17 protein-coding genes are annotated in these 18,815 nt (G+C 50.7%); 9 read left to right on the top strand and 8 right to left on the bottom strand.

Annotated features, from left to right (window positions below):
* The first annotated feature begins 170 nt into the window (after positions 1 to 170).
* From H511_RS25040 to H511_RS24125, 3 genes are read left to right on the top strand one after another with little or no spacing between them, the layout of a single operon-like run.
* A complete protein-coding gene (locus H511_RS25040; RefSeq protein ID WP_248616588.1) occupies positions 171 to 440 on the top strand; it encodes a LemA family protein in 270 nt (89 codons plus the stop codon).
* Positions 441 to 483: 43 nt separating this feature from the next.
* Positions 484 to 759, top strand: coding sequence for a LemA family protein (locus H511_RS25035; protein WP_248616587.1), 276 nt, complete (start codon positions 484 to 486; stop codon positions 757 to 759).
* On the top strand, positions 756 to 1,724 hold the full coding sequence (locus H511_RS24125) for a DUF3137 domain-containing protein (protein WP_027252500.1): 969 nt from the start codon (positions 756 to 758) through the stop codon (positions 1,722 to 1,724). Before H511_RS25035 ends, H511_RS24125 begins: the two co-directional genes overlap by 4 nt.
* A gap of 245 nt (positions 1,725 to 1,969) precedes the next feature.
* Here H511_RS24125 and H511_RS0111900 read toward each other — a convergent pair whose 3' ends face one another.
* From H511_RS0111900 to queE, 6 genes are all read right to left on the bottom strand, one after another.
* Positions 1,970 to 2,581, bottom strand: a complete 612-nt coding sequence (locus H511_RS0111900; protein WP_027252499.1) for a LysE family translocator — start codon at positions 2,579 to 2,581, stop codon at positions 1,970 to 1,972.
* A 22-nt stretch (positions 2,582 to 2,603) separates the two neighbouring features.
* Entirely contained in the window at positions 2,604 to 3,431 is an 828-nt protein-coding gene (locus tag H511_RS0111895) for an AraC family transcriptional regulator (protein ID WP_027252498.1), read from the bottom strand.
* 165 nt (positions 3,432 to 3,596) lie between these two features.
* The gene (locus tag H511_RS0111885) at positions 3,597 to 5,141 is read right to left on the bottom strand and encodes a methyl-accepting chemotaxis protein (RefSeq protein WP_027252497.1); all 1,545 of its coding nucleotides are present in this window, start codon (positions 5,139 to 5,141) and stop codon (positions 3,597 to 3,599) included.
* A gap of 438 nt (positions 5,142 to 5,579) precedes the next feature.
* A complete protein-coding gene (gene asnS, locus H511_RS0111880; RefSeq protein ID WP_027252496.1) occupies positions 5,580 to 6,980 on the bottom strand; it encodes an asparagine--tRNA ligase in 1,401 nt (466 codons plus the stop codon).
* A 207-nt stretch (positions 6,981 to 7,187) separates the two neighbouring features.
* The gene (locus H511_RS0111875) at positions 7,188 to 10,049 is read right to left on the bottom strand and encodes a hypothetical protein (protein WP_027252495.1); all 2,862 of its coding nucleotides are present in this window, start codon (positions 10,047 to 10,049) and stop codon (positions 7,188 to 7,190) included.
* A 207-nt stretch (positions 10,050 to 10,256) separates the two neighbouring features.
* A complete protein-coding gene (gene queE / locus H511_RS0111870; protein WP_027252494.1) occupies positions 10,257 to 10,925 on the bottom strand; it encodes a 7-carboxy-7-deazaguanine synthase QueE in 669 nt (222 codons plus the stop codon).
* Positions 10,926 to 11,206: 281 nt separating this feature from the next.
* On the opposite strand from queE, the gene mlc reads away from it, so the two are divergent.
* The gene (gene mlc / locus H511_RS0111865; RefSeq protein WP_027252493.1) at positions 11,207 to 12,424 is read left to right on the top strand and encodes a sugar metabolism global transcriptional regulator Mlc; all 1,218 of its coding nucleotides are present in this window, start codon (positions 11,207 to 11,209) and stop codon (positions 12,422 to 12,424) included.
* A 122-nt stretch (positions 12,425 to 12,546) separates the two neighbouring features.
* Complete coding sequence (locus tag H511_RS0111860; protein WP_027252492.1) at positions 12,547 to 12,912, top strand: thiol-disulfide oxidoreductase DCC family protein; 366 nt, start codon at positions 12,547 to 12,549, stop codon at positions 12,910 to 12,912.
* A 9-nt stretch (positions 12,913 to 12,921) separates the two neighbouring features.
* On the opposite strand, the gene H511_RS0111855 is transcribed toward H511_RS0111860, so the two are convergent.
* Positions 12,922 to 13,491 (bottom strand): LON peptidase substrate-binding domain-containing protein, encoded by a 570-nt coding sequence (locus tag H511_RS0111855; protein WP_027252491.1) that lies wholly within the window; start codon positions 13,489 to 13,491, stop codon positions 12,922 to 12,924.
* 127 nt (positions 13,492 to 13,618) lie between these two features.
* A complete protein-coding gene (gene bioA / locus H511_RS0111850) occupies positions 13,619 to 14,878 on the bottom strand; it encodes an adenosylmethionine--8-amino-7-oxononanoate transaminase (RefSeq protein WP_027252490.1) in 1,260 nt (419 codons plus the stop codon).
* Positions 14,879 to 15,069: 191 nt separating this feature from the next.
* Between bioA and bioB the strand changes: the two genes are divergently transcribed.
* The 4 genes from bioB to bioD are packed head-to-tail and all read left to right on the top strand — an operon-like array spanning position 15,070 to position 18,774.
* Entirely contained in the window at positions 15,070 to 16,122 is a 1,053-nt protein-coding gene (gene bioB, locus H511_RS0111845; protein WP_027252489.1) for a biotin synthase BioB, read from the top strand.
* On the top strand, positions 16,109 to 17,308 hold the full coding sequence (gene bioF / locus H511_RS0111840) for an 8-amino-7-oxononanoate synthase (protein ID WP_027252488.1): 1,200 nt from the start codon (positions 16,109 to 16,111) through the stop codon (positions 17,306 to 17,308). The genes bioB and bioF overlap by 14 nt, the downstream gene beginning before the upstream one ends.
* Positions 17,277 to 18,104: a malonyl-ACP O-methyltransferase BioC gene (gene bioC, locus H511_RS0111835; protein WP_027252487.1), complete on the top strand. Its 828-nt coding sequence runs from the start codon at positions 17,277 to 17,279 to the stop codon at positions 18,102 to 18,104. The genes bioF and bioC overlap by 32 nt, the downstream gene beginning before the upstream one ends.
* Entirely contained in the window at positions 18,097 to 18,774 is a 678-nt protein-coding gene (bioD, locus tag H511_RS0111830) for a dethiobiotin synthase (RefSeq protein WP_027252486.1), read from the top strand. The genes bioC and bioD overlap by 8 nt, the downstream gene beginning before the upstream one ends.
* The last annotated feature ends 41 nt before the right edge of the window (positions 18,775 to 18,815 follow it).

Below are 18,815 nucleotides of genomic sequence, written 5' to 3'. Positions count from 1 at the left end.
TTAGTGCCCAGTGACAATAAAACCGTCATTTTTACTGTGATTTCAGGCATTTTGTCAGTGCCAATGTCATTCGGTCATGTTGTACCCTCCTGTGCCTCAAGGCCTCAACCGTTTTTCCAGTCGGGGACTCTGAAAAACTGTCCAGTTGATCATGATTTTAGGAGAAGATAATGATGGGAATGTGGTTTGCTGTTGGATTCATTGTGGTTGTGCTCTTTCTTGGAGTGGCTATTTACAATGGCCTGATTGCTCGTAAGAATCAGGTTGATAATGCTGATTCGACAATTGATGTGATGTTAAAGAAGCGCTTTGATTTGCTTCCGAATATGGTGGAAACGGTCAAAGCTTACATGTCTCATGAAAGAGAAGTACTGAACGAACTGACAGAACTTCGGACCAGGTTTCAGAGCGATATGGCAACTGGAGAAAAAAAAAACTGAATTCGACCGGCGTCTGAATCAGGTGTTTTCTCGCTTTAACATCATGGTGGAAGCCTACCCGGACTTGAAAGCCAGCAACAATTTCAGCCAACTACAACGAAGCATTAACGAGACTGAAGAGCAGATCGCTGCAGCGCGGCGTGCTTACAATGCTGCGGTGACTGATCTGAATAACGGTATTGAAATGTTTCCGTCTAATCTCTTTGCTCGCAGAATGGGGCTTACGCAAAGAATTCTTTTTGATATTCCAGAAGCACAGACACAACTCCCGGATATAGCTGAATTATTTGAGAATCGTGCAAATAAGGATGCCCGATGAATATTGATGATCTGAAAAGTGTCTTTGAAAAGGATTTACAACCACAGCTCGCAGTGATTGAACAAGAGCGTTGTGATGTGGTTGTCACACGGGATATGTGTGTCTTTTTCGGCGTATTAGCTGTGATCATTGGTACCATTGTACTTTATGGAACCTATATTGACCCGAATATCATCATGGTGTGTGTTGGTATCATCCTGGCTGTATTGGGCTTAATTTATCAAATGAAGTGGAATGAGTATCGCGTTGTTTATAAGCAGAAAGTAATTTCCAGTATCATTCAAAGTATTGATGATTCGCTTGAGTATAACCCGACAGGCAGTATTGAACGGGAGGTTTATGACAGAAGTGGTCTTTCTCCAGGTGAATATAGTCAGTTTGAGGGCGAAGACTTTATCAGTGGGAAAATAGGGCAGACTGCAATAGAAATGTCGGAAATTCACACCAAATATAAAGTCAAAAGGAGAACTGCCGGTGGAAAAACAAAAACATACATGCAGACTAGATTCCGAGGCATGGTCATCATCGCAGATTGTAATAAGCATTTTAATAGTCAGACTTTTGTCTCAATTGACAAAGGTAAAGATGATTCGTTTCTTGAGAATATCAAACAGGGTTTTGTGGGTACGCCCCACAATTTGGTTCGGCTGGAAGATCCAGAGTTTGAGCGATATTTCGATGTCCATAGCACCAATCAGGTTGAAGCAAGATATCTGCTGACACCGGCTTTCATGCAACGGGTTGTGGCATTTCGTGAAAATACAGGCAAGTACTTGGCACTGTCTTTTGTTGAAGGAAAGTTATTTATCTCAGTTTCTGACGGCGATATGAAATATTTTGAACCTAAGCTATCTGATTCGGCAACTGATTTTAATACTGTAAAAGATATCTTCTCTGAGTTAAAGCTATTAGTGGGGCTGATAGATGCTTTGGATTTAAATACACGTATTTGGTCTAAAGCATAAGTTGTATTAGTTCTGACTAGATCTGACACTTCAATTTTAAATGGAGAGAGTTACCCACTTTGATTAAAGGTGCTGAATCCGTAATCAAAGAAAAAAGAGATAACTCTCATGTATCATAGTTGCAATTCAATCATTAAACACAGAACTGACCTTTTCAATTTTGCAGAAGAACTCGGCAACAACAACGGCTAGTTTAGTGTAAAATTTCATTATTTTTCCGGTTCGTAGTTTAAAGGTGAGTAAACTTATAACTGCTTGAATAAATCAATGTAAATATGGGTGTAGGCGATTTTCATCGCTACATAGGCTAATAATATTGCCATGAAAAGTTGGAACTTTTTGAAAAATGCAGAGCTGTTCACTCGTTGACCTATTAGCCTGCCGGTCAGTGAATAACTCAAGGGGGCGCCAAAAGCAAATACAGATAATGCGATGGAAAAAATCAACGCTTGTAATCCGGAAATATTCTGAGCCGGAAACTGAATGGTTACAATGGGTAAACAGGCAATAAAACCTTTCGGGTTCAGTAACTGAAGCATCAGCCCATCCCGAAATTTCAGATCCGACAAGGCAACGGATGTATTTTCCAGTTGTCGTCCTGATGTAAACAATTTCCAGGACAGAAAAAGCATATAAGTACAGCCCAGAATACTGATATATGGAATGATGGTTTCATGAACAACCGAGTGACTGAGAAAGCTCAATGAAAGGAAAAGAATTAACATGGCGAAACTCACGCCCATGAAAAAACCTGTATTCTTATTTGTTTTATTATTCAGTCCTGTATTAAAGCTGAGCAGATTCACAGGACCAGGTGAATACATTATTGAAAATGCATATAGCCAGATCTCAAGCATATTTTTATCCAGTTGAAAGTTGTTAGCGTGTTATTTGTAATTGATATTGTTTGGGTGTCATGCCGTAACTGCGTTTGAATCGGCGGTTTAAATGGCTGATATCAGAAAATCCGCAATCTGTTGCGACATCAATCACGGACTCGCCCGTCTCCAGTGCTTTTCGTGCATTGTTAATCCGGCAATTAATTACGTACTGATGGGGTGTAATCCCAAACTGAGAGCGAAACAGCCGTATAAAATGGTACTTCGACATAGTGGCCGCGCTGGCAATATCGTCGATGGAAATGTTCTGGTTCAGATGCGCATGTATATACTCTTTCGCCCGCAGTAACAGTGTGTCGGTACGGTTCGTGGGTGGCTGCTCATTCAGCTGCCCGCCTCGGCGTACCAGCGAATGTGAAAGCTGAAATAGTCCTGATTCCAGTTCTATGTTGGTGGTGGCCGGATTTTCCATCAGCGCAGAGAGCATCAGCGTCTGCTGACGCAAAATCATGTCGTCAAGTAAGGTGCCGCCGATTCTGGGAAGCTGCCCCTGACGTACACCTAAGGCTCTGAACTGAGGAATAAATACCTCTGGATGTATGTATAACATCCGGTACTCAAGTTCCTGAGTATCGCCGGAACAGCCGTCATGGACATCTTCCGGATTAAATATCAGCACCCCGCCAGGCGGACTGCTATGAAAAGCCCGCTGGCAAAAGAAATCCTGCCGCCCTTTGAGGGTCACACCAATGGCATATTCTTCGTGAGCGTGTTTGTCATAGGAAAAGTCACTCATTGTGGCATGAAGCAGGGTAACGCCCTCTAAATGAGAACTGGTAATAAATTGAAAGCAATTGTCCGATTTCATCCCTGTCCTCCTGAGTTATGGCATAAAGACAGGTTAAACAAAACGTGTACTGATTGCTTGGACAATATTGCTCATTTTAATAGTAACAATGAAAAAGGCCGCATCGCGGCCTTGGGGTTTCACGGCAGTGGCCGGGTATGCCACTGCTTTTTCAGGTGGAAAGGGTTAACCGAAGGATTTACTCAAGCCTTCCAGAAACGTTACTTTCTCGCGCATCTGGCTTGCGGCCTGTTCCATGCGCGACATCATCACAAGGTTTTCAGACGAGGAGGTGGAAATCTGATGGACGTTGTGACTGATCTCCTGCGCCACAGTGCCTTGTTCCTCTGCTGCTGCGGCAATTTGCGTTGAAATTTCAGCAATTTCATCCACCATGGACACCACTTCCAGAATGCTGGCTGCCGTATCATTGGTATGGGCGACACATTGCCGGGTCTTTTCAATACTCTCGGAAGAGGTGGCCTGCCACTGGTTCAGGGTGGCATTGATGTTAACAATGCTGGTTTGAATATTTTCTGTCGCGCCGTGGGTACGCTGAGACAAGGCACGTACTTCATCGGCCACGACCGCAAAACCCCGCCCTTGTTCACCGGCACGGGCCGCTTCAATCGCGGCGTTCAGTGCCAGCAGATTGGTTTGCTCTGCAATGCCCTGAATTTCCATCATCATGGTTTCAATCTGTTCCGACACCTTTACCAGTGACTGGGCGGTTTGCGCCGCATTTTCGGTGTCTTTGGCCAGATCATTGATATTGTTTTGCGTGAGCTGCAGCACTTTGGTGGTGTTGGCGCATTTTTGTTGCGCGGTGAGCACTTTGTCTGTCGTCAGCTGAGTATTTTGCGCAATTTCCGTGGCAACAGCAGACATTTGGGTAATGGACGTGGCGATATGCTGGGTATCTTTGTCCTGATTGGAGATAGAGTCGCGGGTGGATAGGGTGACATTGGTGAGTTCATCAGTGACTTCACGAATGGTCAGCGCCGCATCATCGACCCGGCCCAGCACGGTTTTCAGCCGGGCATCGTGTAATTTCAGATGGAAATCGGCAATGGAAATCAGGTCATCACCACTGTAGACAATGCGGGTGAGGGCATCATAGTTATTCGACAACTGCTGAAAAAAACGGGGTACAGCAAATAGTTCACCCCGACAAAGGATCGCAATGAAGATCAATGGAACAGCAGCGGATAGGAATTCGTACTGAGGGATATAAAAGTGCGTCAAGGCCACGCACAGCACGGTGAGCAGGGCAGACAGACCCAGCTTGGCCCAACTGGACAGACGGAACCCATAAGGATTTTTGTCATTGTTCAGTTGTTGATAGATATGGGTGGCGGTATTGATCATGTCCTGAGTCGGCTTGCGGCGTACCGACTGATAGCCAGAAACCCGATTGTTTTGGTACAGCGGGGTGACGTAAGCATCTACCCAGTAATAACTGCCGTCTTTGCAGCGGTTTTTGACAATGCCCCGCCAGGGTTTTTCTGCTTTCAGGTGGCTCCATAAGTCACCAAAGGCCGCTCTGGGCATGTCCGGGTGGCGAATAATATTGTGATGCTGTCCGACGAGCTCGTCAAAACTGTAGCCACTGACTTCGACAAATTCGTCATTGGCATAGGTAATAACACCTTGTAAATCCGTTGTTGTCACTAATTGAGCATTAGGATCAAGCACCACTTCCCGGTCATTGACCTGGCGATTTTTACGCATGAATTGTCCCTCTTCGTAACGCAATAGATGGCAAGCGTTGTTGAACTGTTAGCAGTTCTTTTAATTATGTGACACGTCTGACTCAACTCTAGATGAGGGGTATTTAACTGCACAGGGCAAATGCCGGAGATTTGAAATTCCTCAAAAAAAGCAAATTTAGTGGCAGAAAAAGTAAGCAAAGCTGAAATCAGCGATTATTATCTATGTCCACAGAGTATATTTGCACTTGATAAGCCAGATGGATCGGATGACATAATTCCATATAAGGAGTGCGTCAATTCTGGATAAACATTTAATTGAAAGTTGATCATCACGCTATAACAGCCAGCGTTTGTGTGAATTTTGTCTTAAGTGGCGAAGGTCTGGTCGTTCAGGCAAGAAAAAACCCTGCGAGCGAAAGCAGGCAGGGTTTGAACTATCAGCCGAATAAATGACTGATTAGAAGTTCGCGGAACGCGGTGTACGTGGGAATGGGATCACGTCGCGGACGTTAGCCACACCGGTTACGTAAGAAACCAGACGCTCAAAGCCCAGGCCGAAACCAGCATGCGGTACTGTGCCGTAACGGCGCAGATCGCGGTACCAGTTCATATCTTCCGGGTCGATGTTCATTGCACGCATGCGCTGATCGAGAATCTCCAGACGCTCTTCACGCTGGGCACCGCCGATGATTTCACCAATGCCTGGTGCCAGAACATCCATGGCCGCGACCGTTTTGCCATCATCATTCATACGCATGTAGAAGGCTTTGATGTCTTTCGGGTAGTTCTTCACGATAACAGGCGCGTTAAAGTGCTCTTCTGCCAGATAGCGCTCGTGCTCAGAAGACAGGTCGATGCCCCACTCAACGTCGAACTCGAACTGACGGCTGGACGCCTTCAGGATTTCAATCGCATCTGTGTAGTCAACCTGAGCAAAATCAGACTCAACAAATTGCTCCAGACGGGTGATTGCCTCTTTGTTGATGCGCTGTGCGAAGAATTCCAGATCATCGCGGCGCTCTGCCAGCACGGCTTTGAAGACATACTTCAGCATGTCTTCCGCCAGTTTGGCGACGTCGTTCAGATCTGCGAATGCCACTTCAGGCTCAACCATCCAGAACTCAGCCAGGTGGCGGCTGGTGTTGGAGTTTTCAGCACGGAAGGTCGGGCCGAAGGTGTACACTTTGCTCAGGGCGCAGGCGTAGGCTTCGGCGTTCAGCTGGCCGGAAACGGTCAGGAAAGTCTCTTTACCGAAGAAGTCTTCGTTGAAATCAACCTGGCCTTGCTCGGTGCGTGGCAGGTTTTCCAGATCCAGTGTGGACACGCGGAACATTTCACCGGCACCTTCGGCGTCAGCCGCTGTGATCAGCGGTGCAGATACCCAAAAGTAACCCTGCTCGTGATAGAAGCGGTGGATTGCCTGAGACAGGCAGTTACGCACACGGGCTACCGCGCCAATCACGTTGGTACGCGGGCGCAGGTGTGCCACTTCACGCAGGTATTCAATAGAGTGACGTGTTTTTGCCATTGGGTAGGTGTCCGGGTCATCTACCCAGCCAACCACTTTAACGTCAGTCGCTGCCAGTTCGAAGTCCTGACCTTGCGCCGGAGATTCAACCACTTTACCCGTTACTTCCACTGAACAGCCAGTTGTCAGCTTCAGGACTTCTTCCTGGTAATTATTCAGTGCATTCGGGACCACGGCCTGAATCGGGTCGAAACAAGAGCCGTCATAGATGGCAAGGAAAGAGATTCCGGCTTTGGAATCCCGACGTGAACGGATCCAACCGCGTACAGTGATTTCACTGTCTACCGCAATCTTACCGCTCAGTACGTCTGAAACAGGCGCGTAAGTCATGATGTCATTATTCTCCGTTTAGGCACGACTGAGTGCTGTGCTTAATTTACTGTCCAAAACAGCAATATTACCTGTCTTGACACAAGCATCAAGCCTTGATGCGTTACCTGATGGGAAATAATCACATTGTGTCGTGTTTTGTGTTGATTAAATAATCGCTGAGGCAATTCTGGCGGCCGTTTTCAGGCCGCCAGCGTGATTGTTAACCTAAGGCGCGGGTGGCGCCGGCGGTGTTAGATCGCACGTTTGTCCGTCCCTTAAGATGGTGCCGGGGAACGGGCTGTCAGGAAGCGGGGCTTCTGTGGGGGTCTGTACCGTAAAGGTTGGTACATTCGCTGCCGGGATCAGTGCAACCACATCGCTCCACATCTCGCCGTCGTCAGCGCCCAGAGCCGGTGTCGCACTCTGCCAGCGGGTGAAGTGATTGAAACCTTTCACTGTAAATACCAGGCCGTCGGTATCCGAGACTTTTATCCACTCTTTGAAATTGCCGGTCGGGAATTTTTTCGCGCCATTGCTGAAGGTTTCATCAATCTGCGCCTGAGACATGGCATTTTCGTAATACAGAGTGCCGTCCGCTTCCAGTTTCCAGCGGATCGGGATGTCAAAACCACAGCCGTCACTGTCTCTGTAACGACCGGTATTAAAGCCGCTCTGACTGTCGGCCTGCGCATTTAAGACCAAATGACGCGAGGCATCGCTGAACGTCAGGGCTTTACCTGCCAGCATGCTCTGGGTGAAACGCGGTGTTCTGCCTTCCCAGCTGACGGTACAACTGGCTGCCTGGCTGGTGAAGGCCGCTTTGGTTTGTGCCGTTACCGGCATTTGGCTGCCGCTGTTCCAGCCAGAATCATTGGCCGTGCAGGCAACCAGAGTGTCAGGGACGTATTGCTTGGTCATCAGGTTATCAATCACGCTGTTATTGGCCCCGCCTATGTCGGTCTGACTGTAATACTTGACGGCCAGAATCGGACGGTCCTGGTATTTCTTGTGGGTGAGCGCCCATAACTGGTAATCGCTGAAAGTGTCATTGCTGTTTTCAGTCAGGCGCAGAAAGCCGTTGTCATTTAACTGCCAGCTGCGGTTGCTGCTGCCCGGTTGCAAGACGGTATTGAGGTAATACTCCCAGGTGTTGTCGCTTTTCAGGATCAGGGTTTCCAGCTCGCCCAGTGAGCCCGGGTCTGTGGAGATTTGCACCAGATGCTGATCAACCAGGCTGTTGACGCTGTCTGTGACGAAACGCTCATCGCCGCCACATTCTGTCACTGAATTGAGGAACTGATCTTCAGTGGCCGGGGAGGTATTGCCAAAGTTGCAGTCACCAAAAGCAGGCAGATTGTCACGGGAAGTCACCGCATAGATCTCTTCTTTGGCGGCGTGATTAAAGCCGGCAAAGTGGTAGTCGGTGTCTTTCAGAATCGCCTCGCCCTGATGCACCGCCCCTTGTTCGACGACCAAAAACAGATAAGGCGTGTCAAAGGGGTAATGGTTGGCCAGTTGTTTGATGACATCGGGTACGGTGAACTGGAACATCTCTTTGCCCAGAGTCGACACCGCGCCCCAGATACCGGTTTCAACCACCATCCAGTCATCGCCGCCGACATTGACCCAGTAGTTGGCCTGATGGGTGTTATTGAGCACCAATTCCACCACCACGTTATCGGTCAGGTGATAACCGTTAACCTGCTCAATACTGCCAGCGCCTGCTACCGACACCATATCTTCAAGGGATGTGTAAGGAACGGTCGGGTTGTCTCTGGGCGCCACAGTACACTCGTCGCCACCGACCTGTGTGTTACACAGCAGCATACGGGTTGCCACCGGATTCCAGGTGAAATAGTAGCCTTTGGCGGCCTCGCCAAAGGTGGTGTCGGCGGGCACGTAGCGGGTCATGAAATGGTTTTCTTTGGTAGTAAGAAAGTCATGCATTTTCAGGCCGGCCAGCGAATAGCTGTTGACCCGCATAGTAATGTTGCGGCCATCGGCTTCTTCCAGTCCGGCATCCGTCATGCTGGCGGTGCTGCTGGATGAAATCAGTACCTTGAAATATTCGTACAGATCTTTCCAGCCGTTGGCGGTCAGGATCTGCCCTTTAATCGCGTCTTCTTTGCTGTCGAACTGCACCAATCCCTGCTCGCTGAGATAGGTGAAATCTTCGGTCAGTGAAATATCGCTGTCGCCGTTTTTGGTCCAGCGCCAGTCGATCTGGCGGGTTTCATTGGAGGCGGTATCCGGGCTGTTATAGTCCATCATGTCAGCTTTAAGGGTGCTGCCGGTGTTTGAGCTGTGGCTGGCCAGTCGCCAGAAACCTGAGTTGAAGATGGTGGCGATCTCGTCTTTTTGTGCCGTCAGCTCAGTGTATTTGCGGGTCATGATGCCTTCAAGGATGTCGTTGACTATGGTGAGCGACATCAGATTACTCAGGCTGACGCCGTTGAGGCCCAGTTTGGGGATCAGGGTGACACTCAGCTCATCAGCCAGCTCATTGATGAAATCGCCGGCATCCCGGACATCAATATTACTGGGATCACTGACAGTTTCACTGAATATGCCCCAATGACCGTCTGTGGCGACGCGTTTTATCAATGCACGGTAGGCGAGGGTGGTTTTCAGGGACAGGGCGATCTCGGTGTCTGTTAACGGTGTCATGAAGAGATCGGTCGGCAAGTCATCGCCGATGGCAAATTGCGGCACGTCATTGAGATCCAGTACCAGTACGCCATGCAGCAGCAGTGGCACCTGAGCTTCAATACTGTAGTTACCGTCTGTCATCGCAAAACTGGTGATGTCACCCTGACCCATCACTTTGCCCTGCTGATTGATAAACAGTACAGCAAAGTTGTCCTGATACAGATCCGGTGTGGCCGCGTAAGCCTGGCTGACAGGACGCCAGCTTACTCTTTGCTGTGCTGTCATCAACCCGGCAGGCAAGTCGACAGTGACGGTAAATTTGGTTTTGACAGGTGGCAGCTCAGCAGGTTGGATACCTGCCTCATCTCCGCCGCCACCGCACGCAGAAAGCAGGCCAGCCAGAAACAGGCTCAGACCAAGTCTCAGATAGGTGCGCATAACATTTCCCCTGAATACTCAATGCAGCACGTGTTGTACCAATCTCATGGCCGAACATTGGCGGCTGGATTGGTTTCGGTGTTTGGGCTGAGTATAGGTAAGCGGCAGGGAGGGAAATGTAAAACCCGACCGGTCGTCTCAACTGTTGAGACGGCATCTAAGAATTGAGACGACCGAAAACAGGGTAAGGCGGAGGTGTCAGCTTAATCAGGCAATCGACAGGTATTTGTGCGTCTGGATAGACAGACGCCAGTTGCGGGCAATGCAGGTTTGAATACAAAGCTCGGTGGCTCGGGCTTTCTGGCTGATGGGCTGCAGGGCGATGGTGACATTGCTCTGTAGCGGCACACCGGCTAACAACGCATCTAGCTGGTCGATATCCTTTTGCGTCCCGACAGGGTGCTTGATTTCATTGGCGCGAGACAGTGCGCCGGGCAGAACCGGCAGCTTGCCTTTCATGTTAATTTTCGGCGAGACAGTCACCCAGGTATTGTCTGTGGCCAGCACCTCGTAAGTGCCACTGGTTTCAATCTGGCAACGGAAACCGTTGGCTTCCAGCTGTTCAGTCAGCGGGCGTAAGTCATACAGACAAGGTTCGCCACCGGTAATCACGACATGACGTGCGGTGTATCCCTGCTCAATCAATAAGTTGACAATGCCGCCGGCATCCAGGGACGTCCAGCTTGGCGAGTCGCCCTGTTTGGCAAGCATAGCGCTGACGTTAACTTCGTCCTGAGGCTCAGCGCTCCAGGTTTGTTTGGTGTCACACCAGGCACAACCGACAGGGCAGACTTGCAGACGGACAAAGATAGCCGGCACGCCTGTGAAAACACCTTCACCCTGGATGGTTTCAAAGATTTCATTGATTTTGTACACGGCTGACCTCAAAACAATCAATCAAGTTAACGCGAAAAGGGGGTTTTTGTACCCTGAACCTCAAAGGGCGCGTATTATGTCAGAAGCCTGCGTCATTGTCTCTAGAGCCACATATCTTTCAATCATGCTGCTTGTTTGCCCGGCCCGGTAACGCGAAGACCAAAAGGGACAGGCTGGTCGTGACTGGGTTCACGTCCCTGGCACAAGGGGCTTCACAATTACTTCGCAAAGTAAAAAAATTCAACTTCTTGCGTATTCGTTAACCTTTGAGGATCCAGAGCATGTATGTCGCTCAACCCGGTCATATCGATCATATCAAAAGAAACAATGCCGGAAGCGTCTACAAACTTATCGATCAGTATGGGCCTATTTCCCGTATCGAGCTGTCGAAAAAGAGCCAGTTAGCGCCAGCCAGTATTACCAAAATCACCCGTGAGCTGTTTGACGGGCATCTGATCAAAGAAGCTGAAATTCAGGAATCAGGCAATCGCGGCCGTCCGGCTATTGGCTTAGTGCCTGATAATGATGGCTGGCAATTTTTAGGCATTCGTCTTGGCCGTGGTTACCTGACTATCGCCTTGCATGAGCAGGGTGGCGATATCCTGTTCGAGGAGCGCCAGGATATCGAAGAGCTGGCGCAACATGATGTGTTGCAAAAGCTGCTCGATGAGATTGAATCCTTTTTTGCCCGCCATGCCAAACAATTGGATCGTATTACCGCCATTGCGGTTTCCTTACCGGGTCTGGTGAATTCCGACAAAGGCATGGTGCTGCAAATGCCGCACTATGATGTGAAAGATTTACCTTTGGGACCGGCCATTCATGAAGCAACGGGCCTGCCGGTATTTATCGGCAACGATACCCGTTCCTGGGCGCTGGCCGAGCAATTGTTCGGCAATGCCAAAGATGTGGCGAATTCTATCCTGATCTCCATTCATCACGGGGTGGGTGCCGGTATCATTCTGGACAACAAGGTGTTGCAGGGCCGGATCGGCAACATCGGCGAACTGGGCCATATTCAGATCCAACCTGATGGGCTTCCCTGTTATTGCGGTAATAAAGGGTGTTTGGAAACGGTAGCCAGTTTGCAGGCCGTCAGGCAGCAGGTGAAATCCCGCCTGGCCCTGGGTGAAGCCTCTTCTTTGTACGGCAAAGAACTGACTATCGAGACCATTTGCGAGGCCGCGGTACAGGGCGATCCGCTGGCTTTTCAGGTGATCACTGAGCTGGGCTTCCACTTAGGCCGGGCGATTGCCATTATGGTTAATTTGTTCAACCCTGAGAAGGTGCTGATTGGCGGGGAGTTTAATCAGGCTAAATCGGTGTTGTATCCTGCCATTCTTGAGTGTGTGAAGAGCCAGTCTTTACCTGTGTACAATCAGGACCTGCGTATTGAAGAAACCAGCTTTTATACTCAGGCGACCATGCCTGCCGCTGCGCTGGTAAAGCAGGCTATGTATGACGGTCACCTGCTGGTGAAACTGATTGAGGAAGGCTAGCCGCTTTCAGATGCAACTTTGGTAAAACGCAGCAAACTACTCGTTCGCTGCGTTTTTTATGTGTGTGACCTGCGATTCAGCCAGACTTAAAGTAAGCGCCGCGGCAATAAAGGAGAGTCTTCATGAAAACGAGCAAAATTACTGTGTTTTATGACGGAGCCTGCCCGACCTGTGTCCGCGACCGGAAATGGTATGAATCCTGGCTGGGTAAGCATCCGCATCTGGTGGAATGGTACGACATTACCGGCAAAGATGCAGAGTTAGCCGCGATGGGCATTGTGCCAGCTAAGGCACTGAGAGAGCTGCACGTTCAGGACAGCGACGGGGCGGTTCACAAGGAAATGGATGCTTATATTCTGTTGCTCAGACAAATCTGGTGGCTGCGGCCTGTGGCCTGGTTGATGGGACTACCCGGTATCAGGCAGGTGTTGTCTGCTGTCTATCGCCGTATGGTCGATCAGCGGTTAGCCCGTGAGGGGCGGGGTTAAACGGCGGCGTTATATACCGTCGTGCCTGAGCTCTTCATCTATCACATTGTGCAGGAAAGACAGCGCGGCCCTATGGTCATTCCGGCTCATAAACCATTGTTTTTGGTTGGTCTCTAAAGGCAGAATTTCCAGCCAGCGCTGGCAGACCCAGGCCATGTCGGTAAAATCGGGATCCGGATAATTCGCCGCGTAGTCGGGATATTCATCAAATAAGGCTTCCAGGCTATTGGCGATGGGCTTGTCGATGAAGCGGGTGGAGCTGGGTGTCCAGTTTTTTATCGTACTGACTTCGCCAAATCTCAGCCCGTCTTTTTCCTGCCAGTGATTGTTGATGACGAATTTTTCTACACCCCGTATGGTGATGCCCAGTAATCCGTCAGGTAATTGTTCAAAATCTGTGATTTCGACCCGGGTGCCGAAATGACACAGCGAATCACCATCTTTCATACACAGGCCAAAACCAGTGCCTGATGACATCGCCAGTGTCACCAGGCGGGTATAGCGGGGCTCAAAAATTCTCAGTTTGCTGACGCCTCCCGGCAACACATAGAGTCTGAGCGGGAAAAGGGGTAACTGCATCATACTTAGCCTTCTGACAGCATGTTTGTAAAAGGCCGCTAAATGGTGCGGGGTATATGACGGCCTTACAATGACTCTTACATAGAGTATATCTGGTCAAACATGAGGATCTGTCTGTTTTTCGATATTAGTGCAATGATTGTAAAATGGCGAAAACCAGTTTATTAAGCTCCTGATTACTAATAATAAATGGCGGCATGATGTAGATAAGTCGACCGAATGGACGAATCCAGACACCATTGTCTACAAAACTTTGCTGTATCTTGACCATGTCCACAGGTTCATACAACTCCACCACACCAATCGCCCCGAGCCATCGAACGGCTTTCACTTTGTCTGATTGCGCCACCGCGGGCAGTAATTCAGCCAGCTGTGCTTCGATCCGGCTGACCTGATGCTGCCATTCTCCCGTTTCCAGCAAAGACAGGCTGGCATTGGCGACGGCGCAGGCCAGCGGGTTGCCCATAAAGGTCGGGCCGTGCATGAAACAGCCTGCGGCACCGCTGCACACGGTATCGGCCAGCTGCTTGGTGGTCAGGGTGGCCGCTAAGGTCATATAACCGCCGGTCAGTGCTTTGCCGACACACATGATATCCGGGCTGATACCGGCATGTTCACAGGCAAACAGTTTGCCTGTCCGGCCAAACCCGGTTGCAATCTCATCGACGATCAGCAGCACGCCATAGACGTCGCACAATTCGCGCACACGGCGCAGATAGGTGGGATGGTAGATGCGCATCCCTCCGGCGCCCTGAACGACAGGTTCCAGGATGACAGCGGCAATATCCTGATGGTTGCTCTTGAGTTTGGCGGCGAAGTCAGCAATGTCACGCTCATCCCACGTGTCATGAAAACCGAGTTCAGGTGAATCTGCAAAAAGATGCTCTGGCAGAAAACCTTTATACAGGCTGTGCATGGAGTTGTCGGGATCGGTGACCGACATCGCGGCAAAGGTATCACCATGATAACCATGTCGCAGCGTCAGGAATTTCGCCCGCGGTTCACCTTTGGCGTGCCAGTACTGAAGTGCCATTTTCAACGCCACTTCCACCGACACTGAACCGGAATCTGCCAGGAAGACCTGCTGCAGAGGCTCAGGCGTCATGGCAATCAGTTTGCGGCACAATTCAACCGCAGGCTGGTGGGTAAGGCCGCCGAACATGACATGCGACATCCTGCCCAGCTGATCGTGTGCGGCCTGATTCAGTACCGGGTGATTGTAACCGTGAATGGCCGACCACCAGGAAGACATACCGTCAACCAGTTCCCGGCCATCTTCCAGATACAGGGTCACGCCATCAGCATGAGTCACCGGGTAGCAGGGAAGCGGGTTGATGGTGGAGGTGTACGGGTGCCAGACATGCTGACGATCGTAGTCCAAATCCACCTGTGAAGCCGTGAAGTGGTTGGAGGAGTTCGTTTTGTTGGTGATATTTTGCACAGATGTAAACCCTGTATTTTCTTTGTGGTTGACAGTGTACTTGCTGAAAGTAGACTTGCAAGTATTCAAACCCGTGGAATTGTTACGGTTATCGTGAGCAAGTTGCGGGTAATAAGAACAATTAAAGAGGTTTACACGTGGAAGTGAGACACGATTGGAGCGTTGCAGAAGTTCAGGCGCTGTTTGAAAAACCCTTCATGGATCTGGTGTTTGAAGCCCAGCAAGTCCACCGTCAGTATCATGAACCCAACAAGGTTCAGGTCAGTACCCTGCTGTCGATCAAAACCGGCGCCTGCCCGGAAGACTGTAAGTACTGTCCGCAGAGCGCCCATTACCGCACCGACGTTGACCGCGAACGCCTGATGGAAGTTGAGCGGGTGCTGGATGCGGCAGAAAAAGCCAAAAGCTCGGGTGCGACACGTTTCTGTATGGGTGCGGCATGGAAAAACCCCAAAGAGCGCGACATGCCGTACCTGCTGGAAATGGTACGCGGTGTGAAGTCTATGGGGCTGGAAACCTGTATGACGCTGGGCATGATAACCGGCGATCAGGCCAACACGCTGGCCGATGCCGGGCTGGATTACTATAACCACAATCTGGATACCTCGCCTGAGTATTACGGCAATATCATTACCACCCGCACTTATCAGGATCGCCTGGATACGCTGTCACATGTGCGTGATGCCGGTATGAAGATTTGCTCCGGCGGCATTATCGGCATGGGCGAAAGTGCCCGGGACCGGGCCGGCCTGCTTGTTGAGCTGGCGAACCTGCCAGTACACCCGGAAAGCGTACCTATCAATATGCTGGTGAAAGTCAAAGGGACCCCGCTCGATAGCGTGGATGATGTCGATCCGCTGGACTTTGTCCGTATTATTGCGGTTGCCCGCATTATGATGCCGGCTTCCGCTGTTCGTCTGTCGGCTGGCCGTGAGGGTATGAGTGAAGAAACTCAGACACTGTGCTTTATGGCGGGTGCTAACTCTGTGTTCTACGGATGTAAGCTGCTGACCACGCCTAATCCGGAAGAAGACAAAGACATGCAGCTGTTTAACAAGCTGGGTATTAACCGCCAGGAAAAAGCCGCTAAGCCGGATGAGGTTCAGGAACATGAACTGCTTGGTCAGGTAGCACAGCGTGTGGCTGCCCGCCCGGCAGCGGATGACTTGTTCTACGATGCCTCTGTTTAATTCCCGGATATCACAGTCCCTGAGTCAGCGACAGACTCAGGGACTGTATCGTCAGCGAAAGCCACTCAACAGGCAGCCATCCTGCGTGCAGTTTGCTGGCAAACTGCAAGCGCATATCAATTTCTCCAGTAACGATTATCTGGGACTGGCTCAGTGCCCGGAATTAATTGCGGCCTGGCAGCAGGGGCTGTCTGTTTATGGCGCAGGCAGTGGCGGTTCACCTCTGGTGACCGGGCATCATGCACCGCATGCAGAGCTGGAGCACCGGCTGGCGGATTGGCTGGGGTACGACAGAGCCTTGCTATTCAGTACCGGATTCAGTGCCAATCAGGCGGTGCTTTTTGCCTTACTCGGCAAATCAGACCGGCTGATCCAGGACAAGCTGAATCATGCCTCTTTGATGGAAGCGGGCCTCTTGTCTCCGGCGACAATGCGCCGCTTTGCGCACAACGATCTCAATGCCCTGGATGCATTATTGAAAGCCGGGTCTGACGATTGTGCCGCTACGCTGGTGGTCACGGAAGGCGTGTTCAGCATGGATGGGGATCAGGCGCCGCTAGCGGCGATTTCAGCCCTGTGCCGGGAGACGGACAGCTGGCTGATGGTTGACGATGCCCATGGTTGCGGGGTGCTGGGGGAATGCGGCCGGGGCAGTGCGGCGCAGGCAGGCATTACACCTGAGATCAGCATTGTCACTTTTGGCAAAGCCTTCGGCATGCAGGGCGCGGCGGTGTTGTGCAGCGATGAGGTCGCAGAATATCTGATTCAGTTTGCGCGGCATTATATCTACTCGACGGCGATGCCACCGGCACAGGCTCATGCACTGTGTACCGCCTGCGATCTGGTCCAGAGCGGAGACTGGCGCAGGGAGAAACTGGCGGTATTAGGGCATATTCTGGCTGACGAACTTCTGCCGGAAGTGGGTCTGGTTGCGACAGAAACGCCGATCAAACCGGTATTGCTGGGCAGCAGTGAACTGGCAATCAACCTGTCTGCGGCTCTGGCTGAAAAAGGTATCTGGGTGTCGGCCATCCGCCCGCCGACCGTGCCGGTCAATCAGGCCAGATTACGTATTACCCTGTCTGCCAGTCATACAGAGCAACAAGTCAAAGCGTTGGCAACATCGTTGAATGCGTCTTTTGAAGAGGTACAGGATGCAGGAAATCAGTCCGACAGTGGCTGTTAGACCACAGAATCAGAGCTTGTCTGGTTCAGACAAGCAGGCGATTGCCGCCAGTTTTGGCAAAGCCGCCAAACATTATGATCAATCGGCGGCTTTCCAGCGGCAGGTGGGGCACCAATTGCTGGATACATTACCCTGTCTGCCACAAGGCAGCCACTGGCTGGATATCGGGTGCGGAACCGGGTATTTCACCCGTCAGCTGCAGGCCATGGGCTACCAGACCACAGCCATTGATCTGTCCGAACCCATGCTGGCGCAGGCCAAAGATCGCTGTGATGGCACAGGCGTGTTTTGTGTCGCTGATGCCGAATCGCTGCCATTTCCGGACAACCACTTTGATGCAGCCTTTTCCAGCCTTGCTCTGCAATGGTGCTCGGATCTGGCCGTTCCGTTGCGCGAGTTGCAGCGAGTAGTGAAACCGGGCGGGGTGATTGGGATCACCACCCTGGCAGAGGGGACATTATTTGAACTTGAGCACGCCTGGCTATCGGTTGATACACAGCAACATGTCAATCAGTTTGACTCTGTCACCCGGCTTTCACAGGCCGTGGCCGATGCCGGGCTGAATGCGGCAGAGTTCTCGGTTATGCCGGTGGTGATGCATTATGAGAGTGCGCTGGGCTTAATGAAGGATCTTAAGGGAATAGGTGCGACGCATTTGTCGGAGCAGCGCCGGCAAGGGATGTTCGGCCGGACGACGCTGAACCGGCTCGAAAATGCCTATGCGCATTTTCGCGACAGTACGGGTCAGTTACCCGCTACGTATCAGGTTGGTTTTGGAGTATTTACCAATGTCTAATACATTTTTTGTCACAGGAACGGATACCGATGCAGGAAAAACGGTCGTTACCCGTACTTTAATTGAATCCAGTGTCCGCGCCGGGCAAAGAGCGGCAGGGTTTAAACCGGTTGCGTCAGGCAGTACGCTGACCGCTTATGGTATGCGCAATTCTGATGCACTGTTTCTGCAAGCTGCTTCGCAGCCGGCATTGCAGTATGAAGAAGTCAATCCTTATACGTTTGAGCCGCCCATCGCGCCGCACATTGCTGCCAAGCAGGCAGGCATTAGCATCGATCCTGCCAGGCTGTCTGAAGGCTTATCACAGCTTAAGAGCAAGAATGATGTGGTGTTTGTTGAAGGTGCCGGTGGATGGCGGGTTCCTCTTTCCGACACAATGAAGCTGTCTGACTGGGTCAAGCAGGAAGAAATGGCAGTCATATTAGTGGTGGGCGTGAAACTGGGCTGCCTGAACCATGCGATGCTGACCGCGGAAGCGATTCAAAATGATGGTCTGATATTGGCGGGCTGGGTGGCAAACCTTGTTGATCCGGATATTCATTGTTACGAGGATAACCTGAGGTATCTTGAAGCTTACTTGCCCGCACCCAAGTTAGGTGAAATTCCCTATTTGCCCGGTATTGCCAGGCAAGACTTAACGGGTTACCTGAATATAGAGCTTTTGACTTAAATCTCTTCCCTTCTTTATAACACGACCCCATAACACGACAA

Source organism: Photobacterium halotolerans DSM 18316 (genome assembly GCF_000425165.1).
Taxonomy (GTDB): domain Bacteria; phylum Pseudomonadota; class Gammaproteobacteria; order Enterobacterales; family Vibrionaceae; genus Photobacterium; species Photobacterium halotolerans.
This window is presented reverse-complemented; position numbering and strand designations above follow the sequence as displayed.